This is a genomic window from Streptosporangium sp. NPDC000239 (assembly GCF_040300765.1).
GTDB lineage: Bacteria > Actinomycetota > Actinomycetes > Streptosporangiales > Streptosporangiaceae > Streptosporangium.
Window position 1 is genome coordinate 34,550 of the sequence record NZ_JBEPEI010000024.1, and the last position, 23,300, is coordinate 57,849.

Here is a 23,300-nt window from a genome sequence, read left to right on the forward strand (position 1 = left end):
AAGGAAGAAGCCATGGAACTCGACATCACCGCTCTGGACCTGCTCCCCACCGAGGAGGAGAGCCCCCTGTACCCGTGCCAGGTCACCTGCAGCGGCAAGTCCTGCGAGCACACCTGCACCGGTCCCACCTGCGACTGGACCAACCCCTTCTGACGCCTCCCGCGTCGGGAGGGTCCCGGGGGACGACGGCCCCGCTCGGGGCCGTCACGACCACGGTGGCCCGGACCTCCTGCGGGGCGATACGCGCCCCGCAGGAGGCACACCTGAACATCGCCCGCGAGGCGGCCAACGCCCGCGGCGACTCCCATCACAGAAAGGCAGAAGTCATGGAACTCGACATCGTCGCCCTGGACCTGCTCCCCGCCGCCGCGGAGGAGTCCCAGCTGCAGCAGTGCAGCGGCCCCACCTGCGGCATCACCTGCAAGGGCCGCACCTGCAGCATGACCACCACCTGAGCACGTCCGCCTCGTGGGAGGCGCCGGAGCCCGGCGTCTCCCCGGGAGGACGGCCATGACGGCGCCGCGCCCGGTCACCGAACCGGGCGCGGCCCTTCCCGGCCGGGTGGCTCCCCAGCTGTGACGCCGCCGGAGAACCGAGAGAGGACAACGATGTCAGACCATGCGTCGGACGCGCCGGAAGAGCGAGTGACGCACAAGCACGGCGACCGGCTCCTCTGGTCGCTGACGCGTGGCGCGTGGGCGCCGCTGGCGGTGGCCACGGTGTCCGTCCTCACCTCCTCCGCCGCCGCACTGGCCCTGCCCGCCGCACTCGCCGCCGCGGTCGACGCGGTCCTGACCGGACGGGGAACGGCGGACGCCGTGACATGGCTCGCCCTCGTCATCGCCGTCGCCACGGGAGCCGAGGTCACCGGCGCGCTGGCCGGGGTGACGGCCACCGCGTCCGCCACGTCGGCCCTGCGCTCCCGCCTCACCGCCCACGTCCTGGGACTCGACACCGTCCAGGCGCGTCGGTTCCCCACCGGGGAACTGGCCAACCGCCTGGTGAGCAACACCGCGATCTCCGGATACGTCCCGCTGACACTGCTGTACACGGTCACCGGGCTTCTCACCTCCATCGGCGGCGCCGTCGGGCTGTTCCTGATCGACTGGCGGGTCGGTCTGACCTTCCTGGCCGGTGTGCCCGTCGCGATCGTCGTCATCCGCGTGTTCGTCGCCCGGGTCTCGGGGTTGTACGACCGCTACCAGGACGCGCAGGGCCACCTGGCCGCGCGCCTCACCGACGCCCTGGCCGGCATCCGTACCGTGCGGGCCTCGGGCACCGCCGACCGCGAGATCTCCCGGGTGCTCGCCCCGCTGGCGGAGCTGTCCGCCAGCGGGCACGCCCTGTGGCGCGCCCAGGCCCGCAGTGTGTGGCAGCTCTCGCTGTTCCTGCTGCTCGTCGAGGTGCTCGTGCTCGCGGTGGCCGGGCTCGGCATCGCCGACGGGCGTCTTGAGCCGGGCCGACTGCTGGCCGCGGCCGGTTACACCGCGCTGGCCCTGGCCGTCGTCGAGAGGATCGACTCGCTGATGGATCTCGCCCACGCCCGTTCCGCGGCCCGGCGGGTCGGGGAGGTGCTCGCCCTGCCCGCCCAGGTTCCCGGCTCCCGCCCGCTGCCCGAGGGCGCCGGAGCGCTCTCGTTCCGTGCCGTCACGGTGGCCGGCGACGGCCCGCCGCTCCTGGACGGTGTCGACCTGGAGATCCCCGCCGGGGCGCTGACCGCCGTCGTCGGGCGTTCCGGCGCGGGCAAGAGCACCCTCGCCCTGCTGGCGGGACGGCTGATGGACCCCGACCACGGCCAGGTGCTGCTCGACGGCCTGCCTCTCACGGAGGCCGACCCCGACGCGCTCAGGAACGCCGTCGCCTACGCCTTCGAACGCCCCGTGCTGCTGGGCGGCGACCTCCTGTCGGCCGTCGCCTACGGCCTGCCCGCCGACGCTTCCGACGTCCGCGAGGCGGCGCGCGCGGCGCACGTCGACGGCGTCGTCAGCCGCCTTCCCCAGGGGTACGGCACGCCCGCCGACACGGCCCCGCTGTCCGGCGGTGAGCTCCAGCGGCTCGGGCTGGCCCGCGCGCTGGTCAGGCGAGCCCGCCTGACCGTTCTCGACGACGCGACCTCCAGTCTCGACACGGCGACCGAGGCCCAGGTGATCCGGACCCTGACGGAGGAGATGCGCGGGCGTACCCGGCTGGTCGTCGCCCACCGCGCCACGACCGCCGCCCGCGCCGACCTGGTCGTGTGGCTGGACGACGGACGGGTGCGGGCCCGCGGTCCCCACCGGGAGCTGTGGCGGGACCCGGCCTACCGCGCCCTGTTCACCGCCGCCGCCCCGGTGCCCGGCGCCTCAGCGTCCGCCGCTCCGGCGTCCGGCGTCCCGGTGTCCGGCGCCGGTCGGGAGCCGACCGGCGGCGACCCGCTCCACGAGGAGGAACCGTGCCCGGTCCGTCCCTGACCCGCCCACGGCCCGGGCGGGACATCCCGCCGTCCGGGGCCGCCCCCGCGCAGGCCCCGCCGTACGGCGGTCGTCTCACGGGGGACGGCGGGCTCCGGCTGCTGGTGTCGCTGCTGCGTCCGCGCCCGCGTCCCCTGGCGGTGGCCGCGCTCTGGTCCGTCGTCGAGGCGCTGCCGACGCTGCTGTCCGGCCTTCTCATCGCCACCGCCGTCGACCGCGGCTTCCTGGCCGGGAGCCCGGGGACCGGTCTGGCCTGGCTCGGCCTTCTCGGGCTCACGATGCTCGTCCAGGCGGCGGCCGTCCGGATGATGTTCCCCGCCCTGGCGGCGGTGGTCGAACCGCTCCGCGACGACCTGGTCACCGCCGTCGTCACCGCCGCCGTCACCCGCGCCGCGAAGAGCGCGCGGCCACCGGACGCCGCCGCCGTGACCCGCCTCACCGAACAGGTCGAGACGGTGCGCAACCTGGTCTCCGCGCTGTTGCGGAGCACCCGTGCGCTGGGTGTCTCGCTCGTCGCCGCGCTGGGCGGCCTGCTGCTCCTGTCGCCCCTGCTCGCCGCCGTCGTGGCCGTGCCCGTCACCGTGGCGCTGGTCGTCTTCGTCCGGCTGCTCCGCGTGCTCGTGGCCCGCCAGCGCGCGCTCATCCTCGCCGACGAGGAGCTCACCGGACAGGTCACCCCGATCCTGGCGGGCCTGCGCGACGTCGCCGCCTGCGGGGCGCGCCGGCAGGCCTACGCGACCGTAAGGGCGGCCGTCGACACCCAGGTGGCGGCCACCCACGCCCTGGCCTGGGCCGGCCTGAGCCGTCGCCTGGTCGTCGCGCTCGGCGCGCACCTGCCGCTGCTCGCCCTGCTGCTCGCCGCCCGGCCCCTGATCGGGGACGGTCACCTGAGCGCGGGAGAGGTCGTCGGAGCGGCGACCTACCTGGCCACCGGCCTCGACCCGGCGCTGCGCGCCCTCACCGGCGTCGTCGGCGGCTGGGGCGTGACCCTCGCCGTCACCCTGCGCAGACTCGGCGAGACCATCGCCCCGCCGCCGGAACCGTCCGCCCCCGCACCTGTTCCCCCCGCTCCGTACGGCACCGCACCGCAGCCGGGACCGTCCGTCCCCGCGCCCGTCCCGCCCTCGCCGTACGGCACCGCCCTGGCGGCCGTCGCGGACGTGGAGCCGGTCGGCCACGGGCTGCGCCTGGAGAACGTGGGCTTCGCCTACGCGCCCGAGGCCACACCTGTGGTGCGTCACCTGGACCTCACGATCGCCGAGGGCGAGCACCTGGCCGTCGTCGGCCCCAGCGGCATCGGCAAATCCACCCTGTCCATGCTGCTGACCGGGATTCGCCGCCCCACCGAGGGCCGGATTCTGCTCGGCGGCCTGCCGATCGAGGCGGTCCCCGAACACCGGCTGCGGTCGTTGATGGCGCTGGTGCCGCAGGAGGCGTACGTCTTCACCGGCACCGTGGCGGAGAACCTCGCCTACCTCCGCCCCGAGGGCACGAGGGTCGCCGGCGAGAGGCTGGAGGCCGCGGCCGAGGCCGTGGGAGCCGGAGCGCTCGTCGAACGGCTCGGCGGGCTCCGGGCCACGATCGAGGAACCCGCCGCGCTCTCCGCCGGAGAACGGCAGCTCATCGCCCTGGCCCGCGTCCACGTCTCCCCGGCCAGGATCGTCGTCCTGGACGAGGCCACCTGCCATCTCGACCCGGCCGCCGAGCAGCGCGCCGAGGCGGCCTTCGCCGCCCGCGAGGGCACACTCATCGTGATCGCGCACCGCATGAGCTCAGCGGGCCGGGCCGGGCGGGTCCTGCTGATGGACGGCACCGCCGCGCTCACCGGATCGCATCGGGAGCTGGCGGCCCGATCGCCCCTCTACGCCGACCTGGTCGGCCACTGGCACGGCGGTGACCCGTCGGGGCACCGGCCGCCTGAGGGCTCCCGCTGACCTTCCGCTCCGCCCGCCGCCGACGGCGGCAGGGCGGAGCCGTGCCCGCAACGACGAAAGGAACCTCTGACATGGACGACATCCTCTCCGGACCCACCGACGTCATCTGGGACGTCACCTACGCCTGCCCTCTGCGGTGCGCGCACTGCTACTCGGAGTCGGGCAGGCGTCCGGCCCGGCAGCTGAGCCACGGTGAGATGCTCCGGGTCGCCGACGCGATCGTCTCCCTGCGCCCGGAGGCGGTGGAGTTCGGCGGGGGCGAACCGCTGCTGGTCAGGGAGATCTTCGACGTCGCCGAACACATCAGGCGGGCAGGCGTTCAGGTGAACCTCTACACCGGCGGGTGGACGCTCACCGCACAGATGGCCGAGCAGGCCACCCGGGTGTTCTCCCGGATCACCGTGAGCGTCGACGGGGCCGACGCCGCCGTCCACGACCGGATCCGGGGGAGGGTGGGCTCCTTCGACCGGGCGATGAACGCCCTGGCCCTCCTCGACGACGTCTCCGGCAGGCGTGTCGCGGAGGGCGCCGACCCCGTGGAGTTCGGGATCGACTGCGCGGTCGTGCGGAGCAACCTCCACCAGACGGAGGAGTTCTGCACGGCCGTCCTGCCTCGCTTCCCGCACGTCCGGTTCCTGAACTTCGGCGCCGCCGTACCGTCCGGTCTGGCCAGCAGGGCCGATTTCGCCGAGCACGAGCTGCTCACGAACGACCAGATCCGCGCGCTGACCGGCGCCGAGCACGTCGAGCGCCTGGTGTCGGCGGCGCCGCCGTCGGTGCGGGTGTCGGCCTCGGACAACGTCATCCTCCAGATGCGTCCGGCCTTCGTCGAGCAGGGTTTCGTGATTCCCCTGATGCAGGTCGAGCCCGACGGGGAGGTGCGCGCGATGCCCATCTACGAGGGGACCGTGGGCAGCCTCCTGACGGAGGAGCCCGCCGTACTGTGGCGGCGCGCCGTCGCACGCTGGAGCGACCCGTTCGTGGCCGAAGCCCTGTCGTCGGCCCGGTCGATGGGCGACTGGGCCGAGGCCACCCGCCGTATCGACCGCCACTTCGGCTCCCAGGAGGTCCTCCTGCGCATCGACCGCCGCCCCGCCTACCCGGCCCCCGCTCTCGGGAGGTGACGGAGAATTCGGAACCGCGGGAGCGATGCAGGTCGTCGCGCAGCCGCTGACCGGGAGGCGCGTGTAAGACCGAGCCGAAGACGAAGCAGTGGGGCAAGTGACAGGAGCCGACTGAAAACTCACCGATCGCGCTGTTCGGGCACGACTTGAGCTGAGCATCCGCCTGCTGGATCCGTAAGCGTAGACTTGTGGTCATGAGCGCCGGGCATGCGTATGAGGAGCTTCACCACCTGGTGGATCGGCTGTCGCCGGACCAGGCGCGTCGGCTCCTGCGCTTGGTGAAGACAGATCCGGAGCTGGCTGAAGCGACAGAAGAGGAGCGGTCCGGCCCGGTTCGGCGTCGTCGGCTGTCGATTGCCGGAATCGGCGCGTCCGGTGAGGGCGATCTGTCGGAACGGGTCGAAGATCTGCTGGTGGAGCGGTTCAATCGCTCAGTGTGAGCGCCACACTCCTGGATACCGGCCCTTTGATCGCTGTTGTCGATCGAGACGACAAACACCATGCTTCGTGCGTACGACTCCTTGAGGAGTTGGAGGGGCCACTACTTCTGCCGTCAACGATCCTGATCGAGGCCGGATGGACGATCAACCGGCATATGGGTCCTGCCGTGCATGCGCAGTTCCTCGATCTCGTTGTCGAAGAATTCGAGCTGGTCGACCTGCTTCCCGCAGATGTACGACGCATGGCTGAACCGGTCCGGCTTTACAGGAGCGCCCGACTTGACCCGGCCGACGTGTCCGTGGTCGCCATCGCGGAACGTCTGGGCATCACCCAGGTCGCGACGATCGACCGGAGGGACTTCAGTCTGATTCGCCCTCGACATGCGTCGGCGTTCAGATTATTGCCGGAGGTGCTTGCGTGACGGCCGTTATGGTCGTTCTGTGACTTTTCGGGTTGAGCTCATCACGCCCGCCAACGTCGAGGCGGCCATGAAGGTGAACGTCCGTCCTGAGCAGGAGCGGTTCGTCTCGCCGGTGGCGACCTCGCTGGCCGAGGCCTACGCGCACGGGGAGGCGGCCTGGCCGCGTCTCATCCTCGACGGTGATCGTCCGGTGGGTTTCCTCATGGCGTTCCTGAACATCGACTGGGACGGAAAGGGGGTCGACTTCCGTTCCGGGCTGTGGCGGCTCAACGTGGTTCCCGAGGCGCAGGGACGTGGGGTCGGCCGTTTCGCCGTCGAGGTGGTGGCCGCCGAGGTGCGGCGCCGGGGCGAGAGGCGGATGTACGTCACCTGGGAGCCGGGGGAGGACGGCCCCGAGGGCTTCTACCGGAGGCTCGGGTTCGAGCTGACGGGCGAGACGTCCGGGGGCGAGACGGTCGGGGTGCTGGACCTGGGCGAGGTCCCCTCCGGCGACCGGTCGTTCTGATCTGGCTCTGATCTGCGCTGCCTACTGTCGCGGACAACGCACCGGTTCCGCACCGACGGCCCGGTGACCGGACAGGTCCACGAAAGCAGAAGGCAGAAGACAAGAGGAGCCAGTCATGTACGAGTTCCCGTCGTTCACCGAGTCCGTCCGGCCCGCGGGGTCCCCCGAACCGCCGTTCCCCTACGCGCTCCTTGACGCGCTGCGGAGTTCGCCCGACAGTCCGATCTTCGAGCAGGGGACGCGGGTCGTCTCACGGGGTGAGCTGCTGGACCTCGTCGGGCGCATGGCCGGTGCGATGCTCGACGCCGGACTCGACCCCGCCCGGGGCGTCGCCGTCCACACGGGCGTCTCGCCGGAGGCGTTCGCCGCGCAGACGGCCGCGCACGTGCTGGGCTGCCGTGTCGTGTTCGTACGCCCGGGACAGACGCCGGGCCAGCTCGCCCACATGCTCGACACGGGGGTGGACGCCGTGGTCGTGGACGCCTCGACGGCGGATCCCGAGGTGTTCGCCGCCGCGGGGGCGGCCACAATACTGACCCTCGGCCCCCTCCCCGGGGACGTTCCCGGCGCGGTCGACCTGCTGGCCCACCAGGGCGGTGTGCGGCTGCCCGCTCTCCTGGGGCACCCCGACGACGTGGCCCTGATGGCCTTCACCAGCGGCAGCACCGGGCAGCCCAAGGGGTGCGCGCTCACCTACCGCGCGCTGGGGGAGAGCTGGTCGTGGCAGCCCAGGCTCTGGTCGCCGCTGGCGACCGAGCTGGCCGGGGCGTTCCGGCGCTATCTGCTGCTCGGCACCCTGTCCAGCCTGGTGGTCCAGGAGTTCCTGGCGTTGTGCCTGCTCGGCGGCGGTGTCGCGGTCATCCCCGAGGACGACGGACGGCCGCCGTTCCCGTACGCGATCGAGCGCCACCGCATCACCGGGGCCATCCTCCCGGTGCCCAGGCTGTGCCGCATGCTCGACCTGCTCCGCACGGAACAGGTCGACGTCAGCAGCCTGCGGGCGCTGATGGTCGCCGGGTCGCCGATCAGCCCGCACCGGCTGGCGGAGGCGGTCGAACGGATCGGGCCCGTCGTCTACCAGGCGTACGGGTCGAGTGAGGCCGGGATGATCTCCATGCTCACCCCCGGGGACTTCGCGAGGTTCCCCGACCGAGCCCTCGCCTCGGTCGGCCGCCCGCAGCCCAGGGTCGAGATCAGGGTGCTCGACGAGGAGGGCCGTCCGGTCGCCACGGGACGGACCGGGGAGATCCACGTCCGCAACGACTACCTCATCGCGGGCTACTGGGGGCAGCCGGAGGAGACCCGCGCGGTGCTGCGGAACGGCTGGCTGCGCACCCGCGACCTCGGCTACCTCGACGAGGACGGCCTGCTCTACCTGGTCGGCAGGACCAGGGACGTCATCATGGTCAACGCGATGGTGGTCTACGCCGGGCCGATCGAGCGTGTGCTGGCCGGTCACCCCGACGTGGCCGAGGCGTACGTGACCGGCGCCATGGACGAGCGGACCGGGGAGGCCGTACACGCCTTCGTCGTGCCCGCCCCCGGCCGTGTCCCGGACCTCGGCGAGCTGACCGCGCTGGTCGGCACCGAACTCGGCGCCGACAGCGTCCCCCGGACGATCATGTCGATCCCCGCCCCGCTGGTCGCGGCCAGCGGGAAACCGGACAAGCGCGCCCTGCTCGAACGGTACGGCTCCGGCCGTGCCGAGGAGGCAGGACGACTCTGATCAATCTCTGAGAATCACGCGCCAACACTGATGTCGTCCCGTTCGACCGTACGCAGTGACGGAGGCATCAGTGTCTGACAACACCCTTGACTATCTGGTGATCGGCGCCGGGCCCGCAGGCCTGCAACTGGGCCACTTCCTGCACCGGGCGGGGCGGAGGTACCGGATCCTGGAGGCGGGCCCCGAGCCCGGCCAGTTCTTCCGGACCTTCCCCCGCCACCGGATGCTCATCTCCATCAACAAGAAGCACACCGGACACCACGACCCGGAGCTCAACTTCCGGGTGGACTGGAACTCGCTGCTCTCGGACGACCCTGATCTGGTGTTCACCCGCTACAGCGACCGTTTCTTCCCCGGCGCCGACGACCTCGTGCGTTACCTCGGTGACTTCGCCGCCGCCCTCGACCTGCGGATCACCTACGGCGCCCGGGTCGTCGACGTCTCCCGCCCGGACGCGAAGGGGCCGTTCCGGGTGATCGACGGGCAGGGCCGGACCCACCAGGCCGAGCACGTGGTCGTCGCCACCGGGGTCTCCAGGACCAACGTCCCGGAGATCCCCGGCATCGAGACGGCCGAGGGCTACGACACCGCCTCCGTCGACCCGGCGGACTACACGGCCAAGCGGGTGCTCGTCATCGGCAAGGGCAACTCGGCCTTCGAGACGGCCGACAACCTCATCGAGACCGCCGCGGTGATCCACGTCGCGGGCCCCCACTCTGTACGGCTGGCCTGGCGGACCCACTTCGTCGGGCACCTGCGCGCGGTCAACAGCAACTTCCTCGACACCTACCAGCTCAAACTGGGAAACGCGGTGCTGGACGGCGACGTCAGGCGCATCGAGCGCCGCGCGGACGGCACGTACCTGGTGACCGTGAGCTTCGCCAGGGCCGACGAGGTCACCAAGGACATCCCGTACGACCGGGTGATCGTCTCCACCGGGTTCCGGTTCGACGCCTCGATCTTCTCCCCCGAGTGCCGTCCCGAGCTGACGATCAGGAACCGCTTCCCCGCGCTGACCCCCGCCTACGAGTCGGTCAACGTGCCCGGCCTGTACTTCGCCGGGACCATCACGCAGTCCCGCGACTTCAAGCGCGGCACCAACGCCTTCATCCACGGTTTCCGGTACGGCGCCCGCGCCCTGCACCGCATCCTGGAGACCAGGCACCACGACGCCCCCTGGCCCGGCCGGGACCTGCCCGCCGACCCCGGCGCGTTCGCGGACGCCGTACTCGAACGGGTCAACCGCAGCTCCGGGCTGTTCCAGCAGTTCGGGGTGCTGGCCGACGTCATCGTCCCGGACGGCGACGGCGGCGCGCGCTACCTGGAGGAGCTGCCGGTCGACTTTCAGGGCCCGCCGATCGGCGACGGCGGCCACTTCGCGATCACCCTGGAGTACGGCCCCGACCACGACAAGGTCGACCCGTTCGACATCTCCGTGTCGCGGATCAGGCAGGGCGACGCCTCCCGGGCCCACGAGGGCCACTACCTGCACCCGGTGGTGCGCCACTACCGGGCGGGGGTGGTCGTGGCCGTACACCACGTCACCGAGAACCTGGAGAACGACTGGACCTCCGAGGAGGTCCACCTGCGGCCGTTGCGGGAGTTCTTCCAGCGTCAGAGCCTTCCGGTCCCGGCGTGACGGCCATGCGCCCCCCACTGAACGTCAGGGAGTTCGAGGAGGCCGCCCGCGACCGCCTGCATCCCGCGCACTACGACTACTTCGCCGGTGGAGCCGGTGACGAGACGACCGTCCGGGCCAACGAGGCGGCGTTCGCGCGGCTCGCCCTGCTGCCACGTGTGCTGCGCGGCGCGGGCGAACCGAGGACCGGGGTCACCCTGCTGGGCGACCGGGCCGCCATGCCGGTGCTGGTCGCGCCGACCGCGTTCCACCGGCTCGCCGACCCCGAGGGTGAGAAGGCCACGGCCCGCGCGGCGGCCGCCGCCGGGACGATCATGATCGTGAGCATGGCCTCGACCGTCGCCGTCGAGGACGTCGCGGCGGCGGCTCCGGAGGCCACCCTGTGGTTCCAGCTCTACGTCCAGCCGGACATGGCCTTCACCGAGAGGATCGTCCGGCGCGCCGAGGCGGCCGGATGCACGGCGCTGGTCGTCACGGTCGACTCTCCCGGCAGGGGACGGCGGGAGCGGGACCTGCGCAACGGCTTCGACGACCTGCCGGAGGGCATGTGCTGCGAGAACCTGCGCGACGGCGACCGGGTGCGGCCGATCGTCATGTCGCCGGACATCTCCTGGCGGCACATCGACCTGCTCAGGCGGATGACGGAGCTGCCCATCGTGCTCAAGGGCGTCGTGCGTCCCGCCGACGCCTGCCGCGCGCTCGACCACGGCGTCTCCGCGCTGTTCGTCTCCAACCACGGAGGCAGGCAGCTCGACACCCTCCCGGCGACCGCCGACCTGCTGCCGGGGATCGTGGCCGCCGTCGGCGGGGCCGTACCGGTGCTGCTCGACGGCGGGGTCCGGCGCGGGGTGGACGTGGTCAAGGCGATGGCGCTCGGAGCCTCGGCGGTCGCGGTCGGCCGCCCGGTGCTCTGGGGTCTCGCGGCCGAGGGCGAGCGCGGCGTGGCCCGGGTGCTCGGGCTGCTGCGCGAGGAGGTCGAGCGGGCCCTCGTCCTGTGCGGCGCCGCGTCGGCGCACGACCTCGACCCAGAGCTGGTACGGCCATGCTGACCGCGCTGACCGTGTCGTTCGCAGCCGTCCTGATCAGCCTGCCCTGGTGGCTTCCCGCACGGATCGTCGCGCTGCGGGTGCGCGTCCTCACCAGGATCAACGGCGAGGAGAGCATCCCGGTCCCCGGTGACCTGGTCGGCATCGACCGGTTCAGGGAGGTCTACTCCCACCCGGCCGCCTCGGGCCGGAGCAGGGGAGCCGTCCTGTCCGACCTGTTCTGGTACTGGCTGGCACCGGGACCCGAGATGCACCAGGAACACCTGGAGGCGGGGGAGCGCTACGACGCCGTCGCCCTGGCCACCCGGCGGATCCTGGCCGTGCCCCGGACGAGGGTCGAGGAGCTCACTCGCCGCTGCGTCAACCGGGCGCTGCGGGACAGGCGGGGGATGGTACGGCTGCGCGACCTGATGATGCCGGTCTGGGCGGAGTTCTCCTACGAACTCGTCTTCGGCGAACCGTGTCCGCCGAAGGCCCGTGACCTGATCGTCGGCAACGCGGACGACGTCGTCACCTCACTCAAGTGCTGCGGCCTGCGGCACATGGACCGGCGTGACCGGCTGACCGGATACCTCGTCGAACGGCTGCCCGAGGTGCGGCACGAGCTTCCCCAGGACCTGTCGGCCAGGGAACAGGCGCTGTACCTGCAGGGGGCCTTCTTCAACACGGCGGTCGTCCAGATGTCGGAGGCGACGGCCCACGTGCTGATGGTCCTGGCCCAGCACCCCCGGGTGCAGAAGGCGGCGCGGGGCGGCGACGACCGGTATCTGGACCAGGTGATCTCGGAGACGCTGCGGCTCTACCCGCTGTTCGGCATCGCCCACCGCGTCACCACCGGGGAGATCCCCCTCGGCGAGGGCGCCGCGATCCCGGCCGGTTCCGTGCTGTGCTTCAACTACCCCGAGTTCCACCGCGCGGGCCTGCCCGACCCGGACCGCTTCGACCCGGCCCGTTTCGCGGCGCGTCCGGCCAGGGAGATCAACCACATCCCCTTCGGCATGGCCGCGAACCGGCCCTGCCCCGCGTGGCGGCTGGCGCCGATCGCCCTGCGGGTGGCCGTACGGGAGACCCTGCACGCCTGCGAACTCGACTCGACCGCCTCCCACACCCGGTCCCTGCCCAACAGGGGGCCGTGTCTGCTGACCCCCCTGGGAGCCGGGCGCGGCCCGGAGGTCCGGGTGAAGTTGCTGTTCATGCGGTTCAGGGACCGCTGGGAGGACGTGTGGCGCAGCCTCGTGCAGCTCGTCCTCGGCACCTACATGGTGTGGGACGCCCGCAGGCTGCGGCTGTGCGAGCGCCACTTCGCGCAGGAACCCCATCCGGTCGGCGTACGGAGGCACGAGTCATGAGCGGTTTCCTGGCCTTCACCCAGGCCTCCCCGGTCGATCCCAACCTGGGGCTGGTCCTCAGGGTGCTGCCCGCCCTGGTCGTGATCCTGCTGGCGGCGGCGGTGTGCGGCCGGCTGGCGACCATGGTGATGCAGCCACGGGTCGTCGGTGAGATGGTCGCCGGGGTCCTGCTCGGGCCGACGCTGCTGGGCGCCGTGTTCCCCGGCGCGCAGGAGGCCCTCTTCCCCGCCGACGTCCGGCCGATCCTGTACGTGCTCAGCACCATCGGGCTGACGCTGTACATGTTCCTGGTCGGGGCGGGGATGGACCACAGCGTCCGGATGCCGGGGGAGACGCGCAGGGCCACGGCGCTGGCCGCCTCGGGGATTCTTCCGTCCCTGGTTCTCGGCAGCGCCCTCGGGTTCCTGCTGTGGGATCGTCTCTCCCGGCCCGACGTCGGCCGTGTGGAGTTCGCCCTTTTCCTCGGCGGCGCGCTGTCGCTGACCGCCTTCCCCATGCTCGCCAGGATCCTGTACGAACGCGGCCTTGAGAACACCCGCATCGGCAGGATCACCCTGGTCGCGGCCTCCATCGACGACGCCGTGGCGTGGTGCCTGCTCGCGGTGCTCTCGGCGGTCCACCTGGGCACGGGCGGCGGTGACGCGCTGCGCACCATAGGTCTGGCGGTGGTGTTCACGGCGGTGATGCTCGGGGTGGTCGCCCCGCTGCTGCGCCCCCTGGGCCGTGAGGTCGAGCGCACCGGCCGTCTCGGCGCCGGCGCCGTCTACGTGATCGTCCTGGTGCCGCTCACGGCCGGTTGGCTCACCGACTGGATCGGCGTCTACTCGGTGTTCGGCGGCTTCGTCGCCGGGCTGGCCATGCCCCGCGAGGCGGCGTTCCGTCAGGCGCTGCACGGCCGCATGATGGACGTCGTCTCGACGCTGCTGCTGCCGGTCTTCTTCGCCTTCTCCGGGTTGAACACCCATCTCGGCGGCATCACCGGCGGTTCGATGCTGCTGGTGCTCGTCGCGATCCTGTTCACGGGTTTCTGCGGGAAGTACTTCGGCTGCGCGCTGTCCACGAGGGCGCTGGGGTTCGGCTGGCGTGAGTCGTGGGCGATCGGCGCCATCATGAACGCCCGGGGGCTGATGATCCTCATCTTCATCAACATCGGCCTGGCCCAGGGCCTGATCACCCAGGAGGTCTTCGCGATGCTCGTCCTGGTGGCGGTGCTCACCACGGCGGGGGCGCTGCCGCTGTACAAACTGGCCATGCCCGAGCGCCACGAGCGGGCGAGCATCCAAGAGCCCGCCGGGATCGGTGAGGCGGAACACGGACGGGAGGCGGCGCCGGTGAGCGGATGATCATGCCTGGTCACCGGGACCGTGACGGGCTGTGGCGCGGGCGCGACGCACGCGCCACGCCTGCGCCACGCCTGCCTTTGCGCCAGAGTTGACTAGAAATTTACCAATATCAGTGCAATTGTTGACCAGTGGCACGGATACCGGCGACATCCGAACCGCGCTCTTCCCGGCTGCTGCTCGTCGAAGACGACCGTGATCTGGCGGACATGCTGGCCGAAGTGTTCGCCGACCAGGGATACACCGTAGACCTGGCACCGGAGGGGCAACGTGGCCTGCACCTGGGTTTGAGCCGCGGTTACGACATCATGATCATCGATCGGGGACTGCCCGCGATCGACGGGCTCGACCTGCTGCGACGGCTGCGCAGGCAGGCCGTCACCGTGCCGGTGCTGGTGCTCACGGCCTTCGGCACGACCGCCGACCGCGTCAGCGGACTCGACGCAGGCGCCGAGGACTACCTGGTCAAGCCCTTCGAGATCGACGAGCTGCTGGCCAGGGTGCGCGCCCTGCGGCGCAGGAACCTGGACCAGGCCAGACTGCTGCCGCTCGGCGCGGCCTGGCTCGACTCCGACTCCCACCTCGTACGGTTGCCCTCCGGCGAGCAGGTGACCCTGTCCGGTCAGGAGTGCCGCCTGCTCCACGCGCTGGCGGTCCGCCCGAGGCAGGTGCACACCCGCGACTCGTTGCGGCAGCGGGTCTTCGACGGGGCCCAGACCGAGTCGATCGTGGACACCTACGTCTACTACCTGCGCAACAAACTGGGGCACGGCGTCGTACGCACCGTACGGGGCGTGGGGTACCGCCTGGGTGAGCTGTGAACGGGCGGCGGCGCTTCGACCCGGAACGGCGGCTGCTGATCCGGACCCGCCGCCGGATCACCGTGCAGATCGCGGGCGGATTCACCCTCGTGCTCGCGCTCATGGGCGCGATGGTCTACTACGTCACGGTCAACGGCCAGGACGTCGCCGCGCGGCGTGACCTGTTCGTGGCGGCACGGTCGGCCTCGATCACCCAGCCCCCGCCCTGCATGTGGCTGTTCGAGCTGGGCGGAGGCACCGTACGGAGGTCTCCCGGGTCCCCGGACCGGCTGCCGGTGCGCGCGTTCATGGACCTGGTCGCCGCGGACGGGCGGCCCCGGGTCGAGGTCGCCGAGGTCGGCGGGCTGACCTACCTGATCAGGACCCAGCGACGTGACGACGTCGTGGTGCAGGCGGTGATGGACCTGCGCTTCCGGATAGCCGACCGGGAACGGCTGCTGAGCACCCTCGGCGCCGCCGAACTCGCCGGGCTGCTGGCGGCGCTGCTGATCGGCCAGGTCCTCGCGGGCCGGGCGATCGCGCCGCTGGGCGAGGCCCTCGACCGGCAGCGGCGCTTCACCGCCGACGTCAGCCACGAACTGCGCACCCCGCTGACCCGGCTGCACGTCCGCGCCCAGCTCACCGCCCGGCACCTGCGCCGGGGGTCGGAACCGCTCCTGGCCGTCGGCGACGTCGACCAGCTGGCCGCGGGCATCGGGCAACTCGGCGAGGTGATCGAGGACCTGCTGCTGTCCACCCAGCTCCGACGGCGGCTCCAGCCGTTCGGCCCGGTCGACCTGGCCGCGCTGACCGAGGAACTCGCCACGGCGGAGGCGGGCCGCGCCGAGCAGCGCGGGGTGACGATCGAGGTGAGGAAGGGTCCCGGCGAGCACGTCGTGCGCGGAGCGCGGTCCGCGCTGCGCCGGGTGATCTCGGCGCTGCTCGACAACGCGCTGCGGCACGCCCGCGAGGGCGGCGACATCTGGATGACCCTCCGCTCGGGTCCCGAATGGGTCCAGCTCAGCGTGCGGGACGACGGCGTCGGACTGGACCCGCGTGACGGTGAGCACCTGTTCGCCAGACATGTCGGCAAGCCCCACCAGGGAGGCCTGGGCATCGGTCTCGCCCTCGTGAGCGAGGTGGTGGACGCCCACGGCGGCACGGTCGGCGTGGACGGACGGCCGGGCGCCGGTGCCACGTTCACCATCCGCCTTCCGGCGCACCCCGGCGGCGACGGCGCACCGCGCTCCCCCCGGATACGGCTCCCGCAGCAGGTGCGCAACCGGGCGCACAGGAAGACGCGGGTGCCGGTCCCCGAGTACGGCGAGGGCCGCCCGTAGGCGGCATGGTCGGCGTCACCGGCCTGCCGGGACGGCACGCTCGGAGGCCCCCGTGATCCGGGCGAGTTCGTCCGGCAGGGGATAGGGGCGTTCCACGGGCAGCATGTCCGTGATGTCATGGCCGTCGCGCAGTGCCTGACGGATGTCGTGGACCCGGCCGGTCAGGTCGGTGATCCGCAGTGTCCACCGGTCGAGATAGCGGGTCACGGCGTCGCCGGAGAGGCCGATCTGGATCGACCGGTATGACAGGGGATTGTGGCGCGGGCCGCGTTCCGGGTCCCACTGGACACGCACCGGGCTCTCCCGCAGGCGCCGACGCCAGACTTCGGGATCGACGCCGTCGCCGGGGTGGCTGAGGCAGGAGTGCCGGAGTGCCCACTCGAAGCCCTCCCGGCTGATGTCGACGGCCAGGACCCTGGTCTGACCGGGCTTGGTGGCATAGCCGCAGCGGTACATCATCCAGAGAAAGGAGGGTTTGATCCAGGTCATCCGTTCGCGCTTGAAGGGCGGCACGAACCGCTGGGCGGCGACGGCCGGGTCCGCGATGGCGGGGTCGTAGGCCTGGTAGACGGTGATGGCCTCCTCGGTGAAGGCCGCGCGGATCTGGCGATAGGGGATGGTCATGTCCCCGAGCATGGTGAGCCGTGTGTAAGCCCCGCAACGGGATTTAGCGGGCGGTCACCGTCGGTTTCGCAGCACCTCAAGGCGTTGCCGGTACTCCTCGGCGTCGACCTCTCCCCGGGCCAGCCGTTCGGCCAGCACCTCTTCCGGAGGGACCCGCCCGCCCGCCGCGAGCCAGCCTGTCCGCCGCCCGCCGCTGACGTAGTGGAGCAGCGCGACGATCCCGGCGATGATCAACACCCACAGCAGGATCGTCGTTATGCCCATGACCAGCCAGGAGCCGATTCCGTAACCCCACATCATCGTCGGTCCCCTTCCCGAGAGGTACCTTCAGCCTTCCTCCGCCGAGTCCGTACGAAAGAGGGCCATTGGTCCCGCGACCGGCGCCGATGGTCCCGGCGCGGCTACCAGCCGAGTTCGTCGCAGCCCCGGTGGTCGGCCGGCTCGATCTGCAGGGTGGCGTGCTCGACGCCGTGGCGGGTGCGCAGCAGGTGACGCGCGCGGTCCAGTACGGCGTGGCCGTCGGCGAAGTCGGTGGCGACCAGGTGGGCGGTGGCCACGTTCATGCCGGAGGTCAGCGTCCACAGGTGCAGGTCGTGCACGTCGCGTACCCCGTCGATGGCGGCCAGGTCCGCGGCCACCGCGGCGGCGTCCATGCCCTCGGGCACGTGCTGGCCCAGGACGGCGAAGACCTGGCGGCCCAGCGACAGGGCACGCACCGCGACGAAGACGCCGATGGCCAGCGCCACGACGGTGTCCCACAGCACCTGGCCGGTGGCCGCGACCAGCCAACCGGCGATGATGACGCCGACCGATCCCGCGGTGTCCGCGACGACCTCCAGGTAGGCGCCCCTGACGTTGAGGCTCTCACCGGCGCCGGAACGCAGCAGCAGCAACGCGACCAGGTTGACGAGCAGGCCGATGGCGCCGACGACGAGCATCGGGCCGGAGGAGACCTCGGCGGTCTGACCGATACGGCCGACGGCCTCGACCACCACGTACACCGCGACGCCCAGCATCAGCATCACGGCCAGCAGGGAGGCGAACACCTCGGCCCGGTAGGAGCCGTAGCTGCGCCTGCCGGTGGTGTCGGGCCGGGTGGCGATCTTCGTGGCCACCAGCGCCGCGCCGAGGGTGACCACGTCGGCGGCCATGTGCCCGGCGTCGGAGAGCAGCGCCAGCGAGCCGGAGACCAGTCCGTAGCCGAGTTCGACGACGAAGAAGGCGCCGATCAGCACGAAGGACAGGGCCAGCCGCCTGCGGTGACGGCCTCCCGCGTGTCCCTGGACGTGCCCGTGGCCGTGTCCGGTTCCCATCTCAGCTCTCTCCGTCGCGCTCGGGGTGCAGAAGCTCGGTGTGCTCGATGTGGACCAACGCCACGTCGAGGAGCATCCGCACGTGCGGGTCCGCCAGCCGGTAGTAGACCATCCGGCCCGCGCGGCGGCTGGTCACGACACGGTGGGCGCGCAGCAGCCGCAACGCGTGCGAGGCGGCCGACTCGCTCTGCCCGGTCACCGCGGCCAGGTCGCACACGCACATCTCCCCCTCAAGCAGGGCGACCAGCAGTCTCAACCGGTTGGCGTCCGACAACAGGCCGAAGACGTCGGCCACGTCGGAGAGATCACGGGGGGCGGGCATGCGCTCCCGCACGTCGGCGACCCGGTCGGGATCGACCTTCCTGACGACACATCCGTCAATCGATGGAACATCTGAATAGGTATTCATATGAGCAGATTAGCGAGTGGGGTCACCGGGCTGTCAACCGGCCCGCGTCGGCCGGGCCGGTCCGGCGGGTCCGCGGCGGCCGGGTCGGCTGACCCGTGCTGGTCGGTACGGCCGGTCCGCGTTGGCCGGTACGGCTGGTCCCTGTTGGTCGGTACGGCTGGTCCGCCCGGTCGGTACGGCGCACGCCGCGGACGGTGGCGCACGCCGTGGTGCGCCACCGCCGCTCTCTCACCCGGGATCACCCGGCCTCGCCGCCATGCCCACGATGACGCCGGGGTGTCCGAGGGCGCGGGGGACCTACCCCTGGGTCCCCTTGCGGCGCGTGATCAGCCACGCGCCCGCCCCGGCGAGTACGACGACCGCGCCGACCGGCCACACCCACCCGGGCAGGCCGGAGGTGCCGCTCGGCTCGGACGCGGCGGCGGAGGATGCGGTGGCGGCCGGGGGAGGGACGGCCTCGGAGGGGTCGGCGGAGGCCTCCGCCGTACTCGCCGGTGTGGAGACCGACGGCGACGGGGACTCCGGGGTGGGAGAGGGGCTGTCGGGGTCGGCGATCACGGTGAAGGGGATCTGACCGCTGATGGGGTGACCGTCGGAGGAGGCCACGTGCCAGGCGATCTGGTAACGACCCGGGGCCAGCTGGTCGGGCACCTTGGCGCGGATCGTGCTCCCCTCGTCCGGCGCGTCGAGCTTGGTCGTCTCGTCGCCGGGGCCGGTCAGGACGACCTTGGCGAAGCGCATACGGGAGGAGAACTCCAGGGTGACGGTCTCGGGGCTGGTCACCTTGGCGTTGGCGGCCGGTGAACTGCTCTTGAGACGGTCATGGGCGAACGCCGGTGAGGCGGTGCCGATCAGCACCAGCAGGCAGCCGACGGCGGCTGCCAGGACGGTGCCGACGGTTCGGCGCGGCGATGCCGCCGAGGTCAGGAATGACAAGGTGGGGACTCCCGAAGACGGCCCGGCGATGGCCGGGGCGAAGGCGACGCCCGAGCGTGCGGGCGTCGATGACACGGGTGCGCCGCTCCCCGGAGGGGGCGGCGTCGTCCGCGGGAGGTCCACGGCGGTGGATCGTGGAGGTGGGCCACCGCCGGGCGAGGCCGGAGGAGGGCCACGACGCGGGGGCGACGGGCCGAGGCGTCGGCGGGTCGTCGGAGGCGGCGGACGGCGGCCGGAGCAGTAGGGGCCACGAGGGCCGCAGCAGGCGCAGCATGAGCCAGAAGGCGCTCTCGCCCCGGTGTAGCCACCAGCCGCTCATCGCCCCGACCGCGAGGTGGACCAGCGCCATGCCGACCGCCTGGTGCCCGTGCCCGTCCTGGGCGGCGAACCCGCCGGAGGTGCGGGCGAACAGCTCGTGCAGCAGCACCTGGGCGCCGATCGTGGTGCCGACCACCGCCGCCGGTGGGTGCTCACGGCCGACGAGCGGCAACACCACGACCAGGAGGCCCGCCGCGCCGGCCGCGAGGGCCGCGACGGAAAGCGAGGCCCCCGCGCTGAAGGCGTGCCCGCCCGCCGAGACCGCCAGGCAGGCGGTGGTGAACGCCAACGCCCGTAGCAGGCGCAACGTCATCGGTAAGGGCGGCACATGTCCCATCTTGCCGTCCGATGTCGCATTGGCAACCGCCACGCTGACCCCAGGCCCGACTGGCTACTCTCTGTCATAAATCGATGACGAAGGGTGATGTACGGTTGTGGGGTGATCGCACCGATGCGACGAGCCGTACAGCGCGCGGGCCTCTCCCTCGTGCTGTGCCTGGCCGCGCTCGCGGCGGCCCTGCTCGCGCATCTGATCCTCTCCGCCGCCCACACCCAGGTGGCGCATCACCATCACGGACCCGGCCCGGGGCAGTCGGGCATTTCCGTCACCGTGGCCGGTTCGCCGCGGGAACGGGTGCCGGAGCGCTGCCCCGCCCCCGATCCGCCGGAGCACGACCACAGCCTGTGCGGGGCGGCGACGGTGGCGCCCGCCACCGAGGCGCGCCCGCTGTCGTCCGGTCCCTTCACCGGCCTGCCGGTCATGGCGTCGCCGCAGGCCGCACCGGCGCCGACGACGCGGCGCGCACGACCGGTCCACGCCCTGCCCGGAACCACCGTGCTGATCTCCAAATCCGTCTTCCGCATATAGGCCGTCCCGTGCGGGCGCGCCCTTCGACGACTCACCTTCCGGTCCGAGCCGTGGCTTCGGCGTGCCCGAGAACCAGCCGACCATCTCACGTCCACGGGAAACGGATCATGACAGACACACTCAGCGAAGCGCGGACCATCACCCCCGTCCTCAGCCGGTTGGTCACCGGCGGCACCTGCCACACCCTCGAACACGTGGTCGGTAACACGCCGACCCTGTGGATCCCGGACATCGCCGCGGGCACCGACCGCGGATTCTGGGCCAAGCTGGAGGGAGGCAACCCCGGCGGCATCAAGGACCGCTCCGCCCTGTACATCGTCGAGCGCGCCCGCGAGCGCGGGCACCTGGCTCCCGGCGCGCCCATCGTCGAATCCACCAGCGGAACCTTCGGGCTGGGACTCGCCCTGGCGGGCATCGTCCACGGCCACCCGGTCACCCTGGTCAGCGACCCGGGCCTGGAGGCGCCGATGCGGCACCTGCTGGCCGCCTACGGCGCCCGCGTGGTCACCGTCACCGAGCCCCACCCGGTGGGCGGCTGGCAGCAGGCCCGCCGCCTGCGGGTCGGGGAACTGCTGGCCGAGTCTCCCGGCGCCTACTGTCCCGACCAGTACGCCAACCCCGACAACGTCGCCGCCTACACCTCGCTGGCCACCGAACTGGCCGGGCAGCTTGGCCGGATCGACGTCCTGGTCTGCGCGGTCGGCACCGGCGGCCACAGCGCGGGAACCTTCCGCGCGCTGCGGCGTTTCCACCCTGACCTGCGCCTGGTCGGCGTCGACTCCGTCGGCTCGACCATCTTCGGCCAGCCCGCCCGCCACCGCTTCATGCGCGGCCTGGGCAGCAGCATCCATCCACGCAACGTCGACTACGCGGCCTTCAGCGAGGTCCACTGGGTCGCCCCGGCCGAGGCGGTGTGGGCCTGCCGTCGCCTGGCCGCGATGCGGTACGCGACCGGAGGCTGGAGCGTCGGCGCGGTGGCCCTGGTGGCCTCCTGGCTGGCGCGTACCTCACCCGGCCACACCCGGATCGCGGCCGTCTTCCCCGACGGTCCCCACCGCTACGCCGAGACCGTCTTCAACGACGACTACTGCGCGGCCCACGGCCTGTGCGGTACCCCGGCGGCCGACCCCGACCGGATCGGCCATCCGACCGAGCGGGAGGTGACGCGCTGGACCCGGTGCGCGAACGTGCTCGACCCCGTGGGCCTGCCCGCCGTACAGGGGAGCGTCGTGCCCGCCGTACAGGGAGACGCCGCGCGGGGGAACTCCGCGCGGGGAGGCGTCACGCAGGAAGCCCCCGTCCCGGGAGGTCCCGCGCCGGGCGGCCTTCCGCCGGGAAGCCCCACACCGGAAGGTCCTGAGCCGGGAAGTCCCACGCTGGGGGACCCCGCGCCGGGAGGTTCCGTTTCGGGAGGCCGCAGGTGAAGAGCACCCTGGCCCTGACCCGCTCCTTCGAGCGTCCCATACGGCTGCTGCTGGTCAACCAGCTCACCATCAACATCGGCTTCTACATGCTGATGCCGTACCTCGCCGGGCACCTGTCGACCACCCTGGCCCTGCCCACCGCGCTGGTCGGTCTGATCCTGGGTGTGCGCAACCTCAGCCAGCAGGGCCTGTTCCTCCTCGGCGGAACGCTGGCCGACCGGCTGGGCTGCAAACCCCTGATCGTCGCCGGTTGCGCCCTGCGCACCGTGGCCTTCGCCCTGCTGGGGGTCGCCGACTCCCTGCCGGTGCTGCTGGTCGCCTCGGGGTTGGTCGGGCTGGCGGGCGCGTTGTTCAACCCGGCGGTGCGCACCTACCTCGCCGCCGAGGCCGGGCCCCGCAAGGTCGAGGCCTTCGCCGCCTTCAACGCCTTCTACCAGCTGGGCATCCTGATCGGGCCGCTGATCGGCCTGGTGCTGGACGCGATGGCCTTCAGCGTGGTGTGCCTGACCTCGGCGGCGATGTTCGCCGTCCTGACCGTCGCCCAGGTGCGGGCCCTGCCCGCCCGGGCACCGTCCCGCCCCGACGACGAACGGCGGCGGCCCGGTGTGCTGCAGGACTGGCGCGCCGTGCTGACGAACCGGTCCTTCCTGCTGTTCTCCCTGGCCATGACCGGTTCCTACGTGCTGGGCTTCCAGGTCTATCTGGGGCTGCCGCTGGAGATCCGCAGGGTGAGTTCGAGCGAACTCGGCGTCACCGGCGTCTTCGTGGTCTCGGCGGTGCTGACCGTCGTCCTGCAGGCCAGGCTGACCGCCTGGGCGCAGGCGCGCTGGCGGCCACCCCAGGCCATCGCCAGGGGTCTCGCCCTGATGGGCCTGTCCTTCGTGCCCGTCGCCGTGAGCACCCTGTGGCTGCAGGGGCCGGTCCCACCGGGCCCCGTGGCCTGGGCTTTCACCCTGGCACCGGCCCTGACGACGGCGGCCCTGCTGAGCGTGGCCACCATGATCATCTATCCGTTCGAGATGACGACCATCGCGGCCTTCGGCGGTGACCACGCCGTGGGCACCTTCTACGGCCTCTACAGCACCCTGGCCGGAATCGGCATCGCCACCGGCAACCTGCTCACCGGATGGACCCTGGACGTCGGCGCGCGCGTCGGCCTGCCCGCCCTGTCGTGGCTGGCCCTGACGGTGATCGGTCTCGCCTGCGCCACGGCCGTCGCCGCCCTCGACCGTACGGCGGGCCTGCCCCAGCCCGCCCAGGCCGTCACGGCGTAACGCGCCGGATGCGGGGCGC

The 23,300-nt window shown here is 72.1% G+C and carries 24 protein-coding genes; 18 read left to right on the forward strand and 6 right to left on the reverse strand.

Annotated features, from left to right (window positions below; genetic code table 11):
• Window positions 1–12 precede the first annotated feature (12 nt).
• From ABT340_RS37405 to ABT340_RS37475, 15 genes are all read left to right on the forward strand, one after another.
• Window positions 13–153: an ALQxL family class IV lanthipeptide gene (locus tag ABT340_RS37405; RefSeq protein ID WP_352015648.1), complete on the forward strand. Its 141-nt coding sequence runs from the start codon at window positions 13–15 to the stop codon at window positions 151–153.
• Between the two features lie 173 nt (window positions 154–326).
• Complete coding sequence (locus tag ABT340_RS37410) at window positions 327–455, forward strand: hypothetical protein (RefSeq protein ID WP_352015649.1); 129 nt, start codon at window positions 327–329, stop codon at window positions 453–455.
• A gap of 189 nt (window positions 456–644) precedes the next feature.
• Window positions 645–2,450, forward strand: coding sequence for an ABC transporter ATP-binding protein (locus ABT340_RS37415; protein WP_352015650.1), 1,806 nt, complete (start codon window positions 645–647; stop codon window positions 2,448–2,450).
• On the forward strand, window positions 2,432–4,384 hold the full coding sequence (locus ABT340_RS37420) for an ATP-binding cassette domain-containing protein (RefSeq protein WP_352015651.1): 1,953 nt from the start codon (window positions 2,432–2,434) through the stop codon (window positions 4,382–4,384). The genes ABT340_RS37415 and ABT340_RS37420 overlap by 19 nt, the downstream gene beginning before the upstream one ends.
• 71 nt (window positions 4,385–4,455) lie before the next feature.
• Window positions 4,456–5,508, forward strand: a complete 1,053-nt coding sequence (locus ABT340_RS37425; protein WP_352015652.1) for a radical SAM protein — start codon at window positions 4,456–4,458, stop codon at window positions 5,506–5,508.
• A gap of 194 nt (window positions 5,509–5,702) precedes the next feature.
• Complete coding sequence (locus ABT340_RS37430; protein WP_352015653.1) at window positions 5,703–5,948, forward strand: hypothetical protein; 246 nt, start codon at window positions 5,703–5,705, stop codon at window positions 5,946–5,948.
• Window positions 5,945–6,370, forward strand: a complete 426-nt coding sequence (locus ABT340_RS37435) for a type II toxin-antitoxin system VapC family toxin (RefSeq protein WP_352015654.1) — start codon at window positions 5,945–5,947, stop codon at window positions 6,368–6,370. The genes ABT340_RS37430 and ABT340_RS37435 overlap by 4 nt, the downstream gene beginning before the upstream one ends.
• A gap of 19 nt (window positions 6,371–6,389) precedes the next feature.
• Window positions 6,390–6,875 (forward strand): GNAT family N-acetyltransferase, encoded by a 486-nt coding sequence (locus ABT340_RS37440; protein WP_352015655.1) that lies wholly within the window; start codon window positions 6,390–6,392, stop codon window positions 6,873–6,875.
• Between the two features lie 115 nt (window positions 6,876–6,990).
• Window positions 6,991–8,601, forward strand: coding sequence for an AMP-binding protein (locus tag ABT340_RS37445; protein WP_352015656.1), 1,611 nt, complete (start codon window positions 6,991–6,993; stop codon window positions 8,599–8,601).
• A 70-nt stretch (window positions 8,602–8,671) separates the two neighbouring features.
• Window positions 8,672–10,240 (forward strand): NAD(P)-binding domain-containing protein, encoded by a 1,569-nt coding sequence (locus ABT340_RS37450; protein WP_352015657.1) that lies wholly within the window; start codon window positions 8,672–8,674, stop codon window positions 10,238–10,240.
• 5 nt (window positions 10,241–10,245) lie between these two features.
• Window positions 10,246–11,289, forward strand: coding sequence for an alpha-hydroxy acid oxidase (locus tag ABT340_RS37455; RefSeq protein ID WP_352015658.1), 1,044 nt, complete (start codon window positions 10,246–10,248; stop codon window positions 11,287–11,289).
• A complete protein-coding gene (locus tag ABT340_RS37460) occupies window positions 11,283–12,635 on the forward strand; it encodes a cytochrome P450 (protein WP_352015659.1) in 1,353 nt (450 codons plus the stop codon). The genes ABT340_RS37455 and ABT340_RS37460 overlap by 7 nt, the downstream gene beginning before the upstream one ends.
• The gene (locus ABT340_RS37465; RefSeq protein WP_352015660.1) at window positions 12,632–13,978 is read left to right on the forward strand and encodes a cation:proton antiporter; all 1,347 of its coding nucleotides are present in this window, start codon (window positions 12,632–12,634) and stop codon (window positions 13,976–13,978) included. Before ABT340_RS37460 ends, ABT340_RS37465 begins: the two co-directional genes overlap by 4 nt.
• A 128-nt stretch (window positions 13,979–14,106) precedes the next feature.
• Complete coding sequence (locus tag ABT340_RS37470; protein ID WP_352015661.1) at window positions 14,107–14,796, forward strand: response regulator transcription factor; 690 nt, start codon at window positions 14,107–14,109, stop codon at window positions 14,794–14,796.
• On the forward strand, window positions 14,793–16,115 hold the full coding sequence (locus ABT340_RS37475) for a sensor histidine kinase (RefSeq protein ID WP_352015662.1): 1,323 nt from the start codon (window positions 14,793–14,795) through the stop codon (window positions 16,113–16,115). The genes ABT340_RS37470 and ABT340_RS37475 overlap by 4 nt, the downstream gene beginning before the upstream one ends.
• A gap of 15 nt (window positions 16,116–16,130) precedes the next feature.
• On the opposite strand, the gene ABT340_RS37480 is transcribed toward ABT340_RS37475, so the two are convergent.
• From ABT340_RS37480 to ABT340_RS37505, 6 genes are all read right to left on the reverse strand, one after another.
• Window positions 16,131–16,739: a DUF4291 domain-containing protein gene (locus ABT340_RS37480; RefSeq protein ID WP_352015663.1), complete on the reverse strand. Its 609-nt coding sequence runs from the start codon at window positions 16,737–16,739 to the stop codon at window positions 16,131–16,133.
• A 54-nt stretch (window positions 16,740–16,793) separates the two neighbouring features.
• Window positions 16,794–17,039: an SHOCT domain-containing protein gene (locus tag ABT340_RS37485; RefSeq protein WP_352015664.1), complete on the reverse strand. Its 246-nt coding sequence runs from the start codon at window positions 17,037–17,039 to the stop codon at window positions 16,794–16,796.
• Window positions 17,040–17,140: 101 nt separating this feature from the next.
• Window positions 17,141–18,052, reverse strand: coding sequence for a cation diffusion facilitator family transporter (locus ABT340_RS37490; protein ID WP_352015665.1), 912 nt, complete (start codon window positions 18,050–18,052; stop codon window positions 17,141–17,143).
• A 1-nt stretch (window position 18,053) separates the two neighbouring features.
• The gene (locus ABT340_RS37495; protein ID WP_352015666.1) at window positions 18,054–18,461 is read right to left on the reverse strand and encodes an ArsR/SmtB family transcription factor; all 408 of its coding nucleotides are present in this window, start codon (window positions 18,459–18,461) and stop codon (window positions 18,054–18,056) included.
• Between the two features lie 297 nt (window positions 18,462–18,758).
• The gene (locus ABT340_RS37500; protein ID WP_352015667.1) at window positions 18,759–19,319 is read right to left on the reverse strand and encodes a copper resistance CopC family protein; all 561 of its coding nucleotides are present in this window, start codon (window positions 19,317–19,319) and stop codon (window positions 18,759–18,761) included.
• Complete coding sequence (locus ABT340_RS37505; protein ID WP_352015668.1) at window positions 19,282–20,043, reverse strand: hypothetical protein; 762 nt, start codon at window positions 20,041–20,043, stop codon at window positions 19,282–19,284. Before ABT340_RS37505 ends, ABT340_RS37500 begins: the two co-directional genes overlap by 38 nt.
• A 111-nt stretch (window positions 20,044–20,154) precedes the next feature.
• Between ABT340_RS37505 and ABT340_RS37510 the strand changes: the two genes are divergently transcribed.
• From ABT340_RS37510 to ABT340_RS37520, 3 genes are all read left to right on the forward strand, one after another.
• Complete coding sequence (locus tag ABT340_RS37510; RefSeq protein ID WP_352015669.1) at window positions 20,155–20,583, forward strand: hypothetical protein; 429 nt, start codon at window positions 20,155–20,157, stop codon at window positions 20,581–20,583.
• 107 nt (window positions 20,584–20,690) lie between these two features.
• A complete protein-coding gene (locus ABT340_RS37515; RefSeq protein WP_352015670.1) occupies window positions 20,691–22,007 on the forward strand; it encodes a PLP-dependent cysteine synthase family protein in 1,317 nt (438 codons plus the stop codon).
• On the forward strand, window positions 22,004–23,281 hold the full coding sequence (locus tag ABT340_RS37520; protein WP_352015671.1) for an MFS transporter: 1,278 nt from the start codon (window positions 22,004–22,006) through the stop codon (window positions 23,279–23,281). Before ABT340_RS37515 ends, ABT340_RS37520 begins: the two co-directional genes overlap by 4 nt.
• Window positions 23,282–23,300 lie beyond the last annotated feature (19 nt).

Bases quoted from the DNA above. Each gene is read 5' to 3' on its own strand.
- ABT340_RS37405 (WP_352015648.1), top strand. From the start codon at position 13: ATGGAACTCGACATCACCGCTCTGGACCTGCTCCCCACCGAGGAGGAG.
- ABT340_RS37410 (WP_352015649.1), top strand. From the start codon at position 327: ATGGAACTCGACATCGTCGCCCTGGACCTGCTCCCCGCCGCCGCGGAG.
- ABT340_RS37425 (WP_352015652.1), top strand. From the start codon at position 4,456: ATGGACGACATCCTCTCCGGACCCACCGACGTCATCTGGGACGTCACC.
- ABT340_RS37430 (WP_352015653.1), top strand. From the start codon at position 5,703: ATGAGCGCCGGGCATGCGTATGAGGAGCTTCACCACCTGGTGGATCGG.
- ABT340_RS37445 (WP_352015656.1), top strand. From the start codon at position 6,991: ATGTACGAGTTCCCGTCGTTCACCGAGTCCGTCCGGCCCGCGGGGTCC.
- ABT340_RS37455 (WP_352015658.1), top strand. From the start codon at position 10,246: ATGCGCCCCCCACTGAACGTCAGGGAGTTCGAGGAGGCCGCCCGCGAC.
- ABT340_RS37460 (WP_352015659.1), top strand. From the start codon at position 11,283: ATGCTGACCGCGCTGACCGTGTCGTTCGCAGCCGTCCTGATCAGCCTG.
- ABT340_RS37465 (WP_352015660.1), top strand. From the start codon at position 12,632: ATGAGCGGTTTCCTGGCCTTCACCCAGGCCTCCCCGGTCGATCCCAAC.
- ABT340_RS37480 (WP_352015663.1), bottom strand. From the start codon at position 16,739: ATGACCATCCCCTATCGCCAGATCCGCGCGGCCTTCACCGAGGAGGCC.
- ABT340_RS37485 (WP_352015664.1), bottom strand. From the start codon at position 17,039: ATGATGTGGGGTTACGGAATCGGCTCCTGGCTGGTCATGGGCATAACG.
- ABT340_RS37490 (WP_352015665.1), bottom strand. From the start codon at position 18,052: ATGGGAACCGGACACGGCCACGGGCACGTCCAGGGACACGCGGGAGGC.
- ABT340_RS37495 (WP_352015666.1), bottom strand. From the start codon at position 18,461: ATGAATACCTATTCAGATGTTCCATCGATTGACGGATGTGTCGTCAGG.
- ABT340_RS37515 (WP_352015670.1), top strand. From the start codon at position 20,691: ATGACAGACACACTCAGCGAAGCGCGGACCATCACCCCCGTCCTCAGC.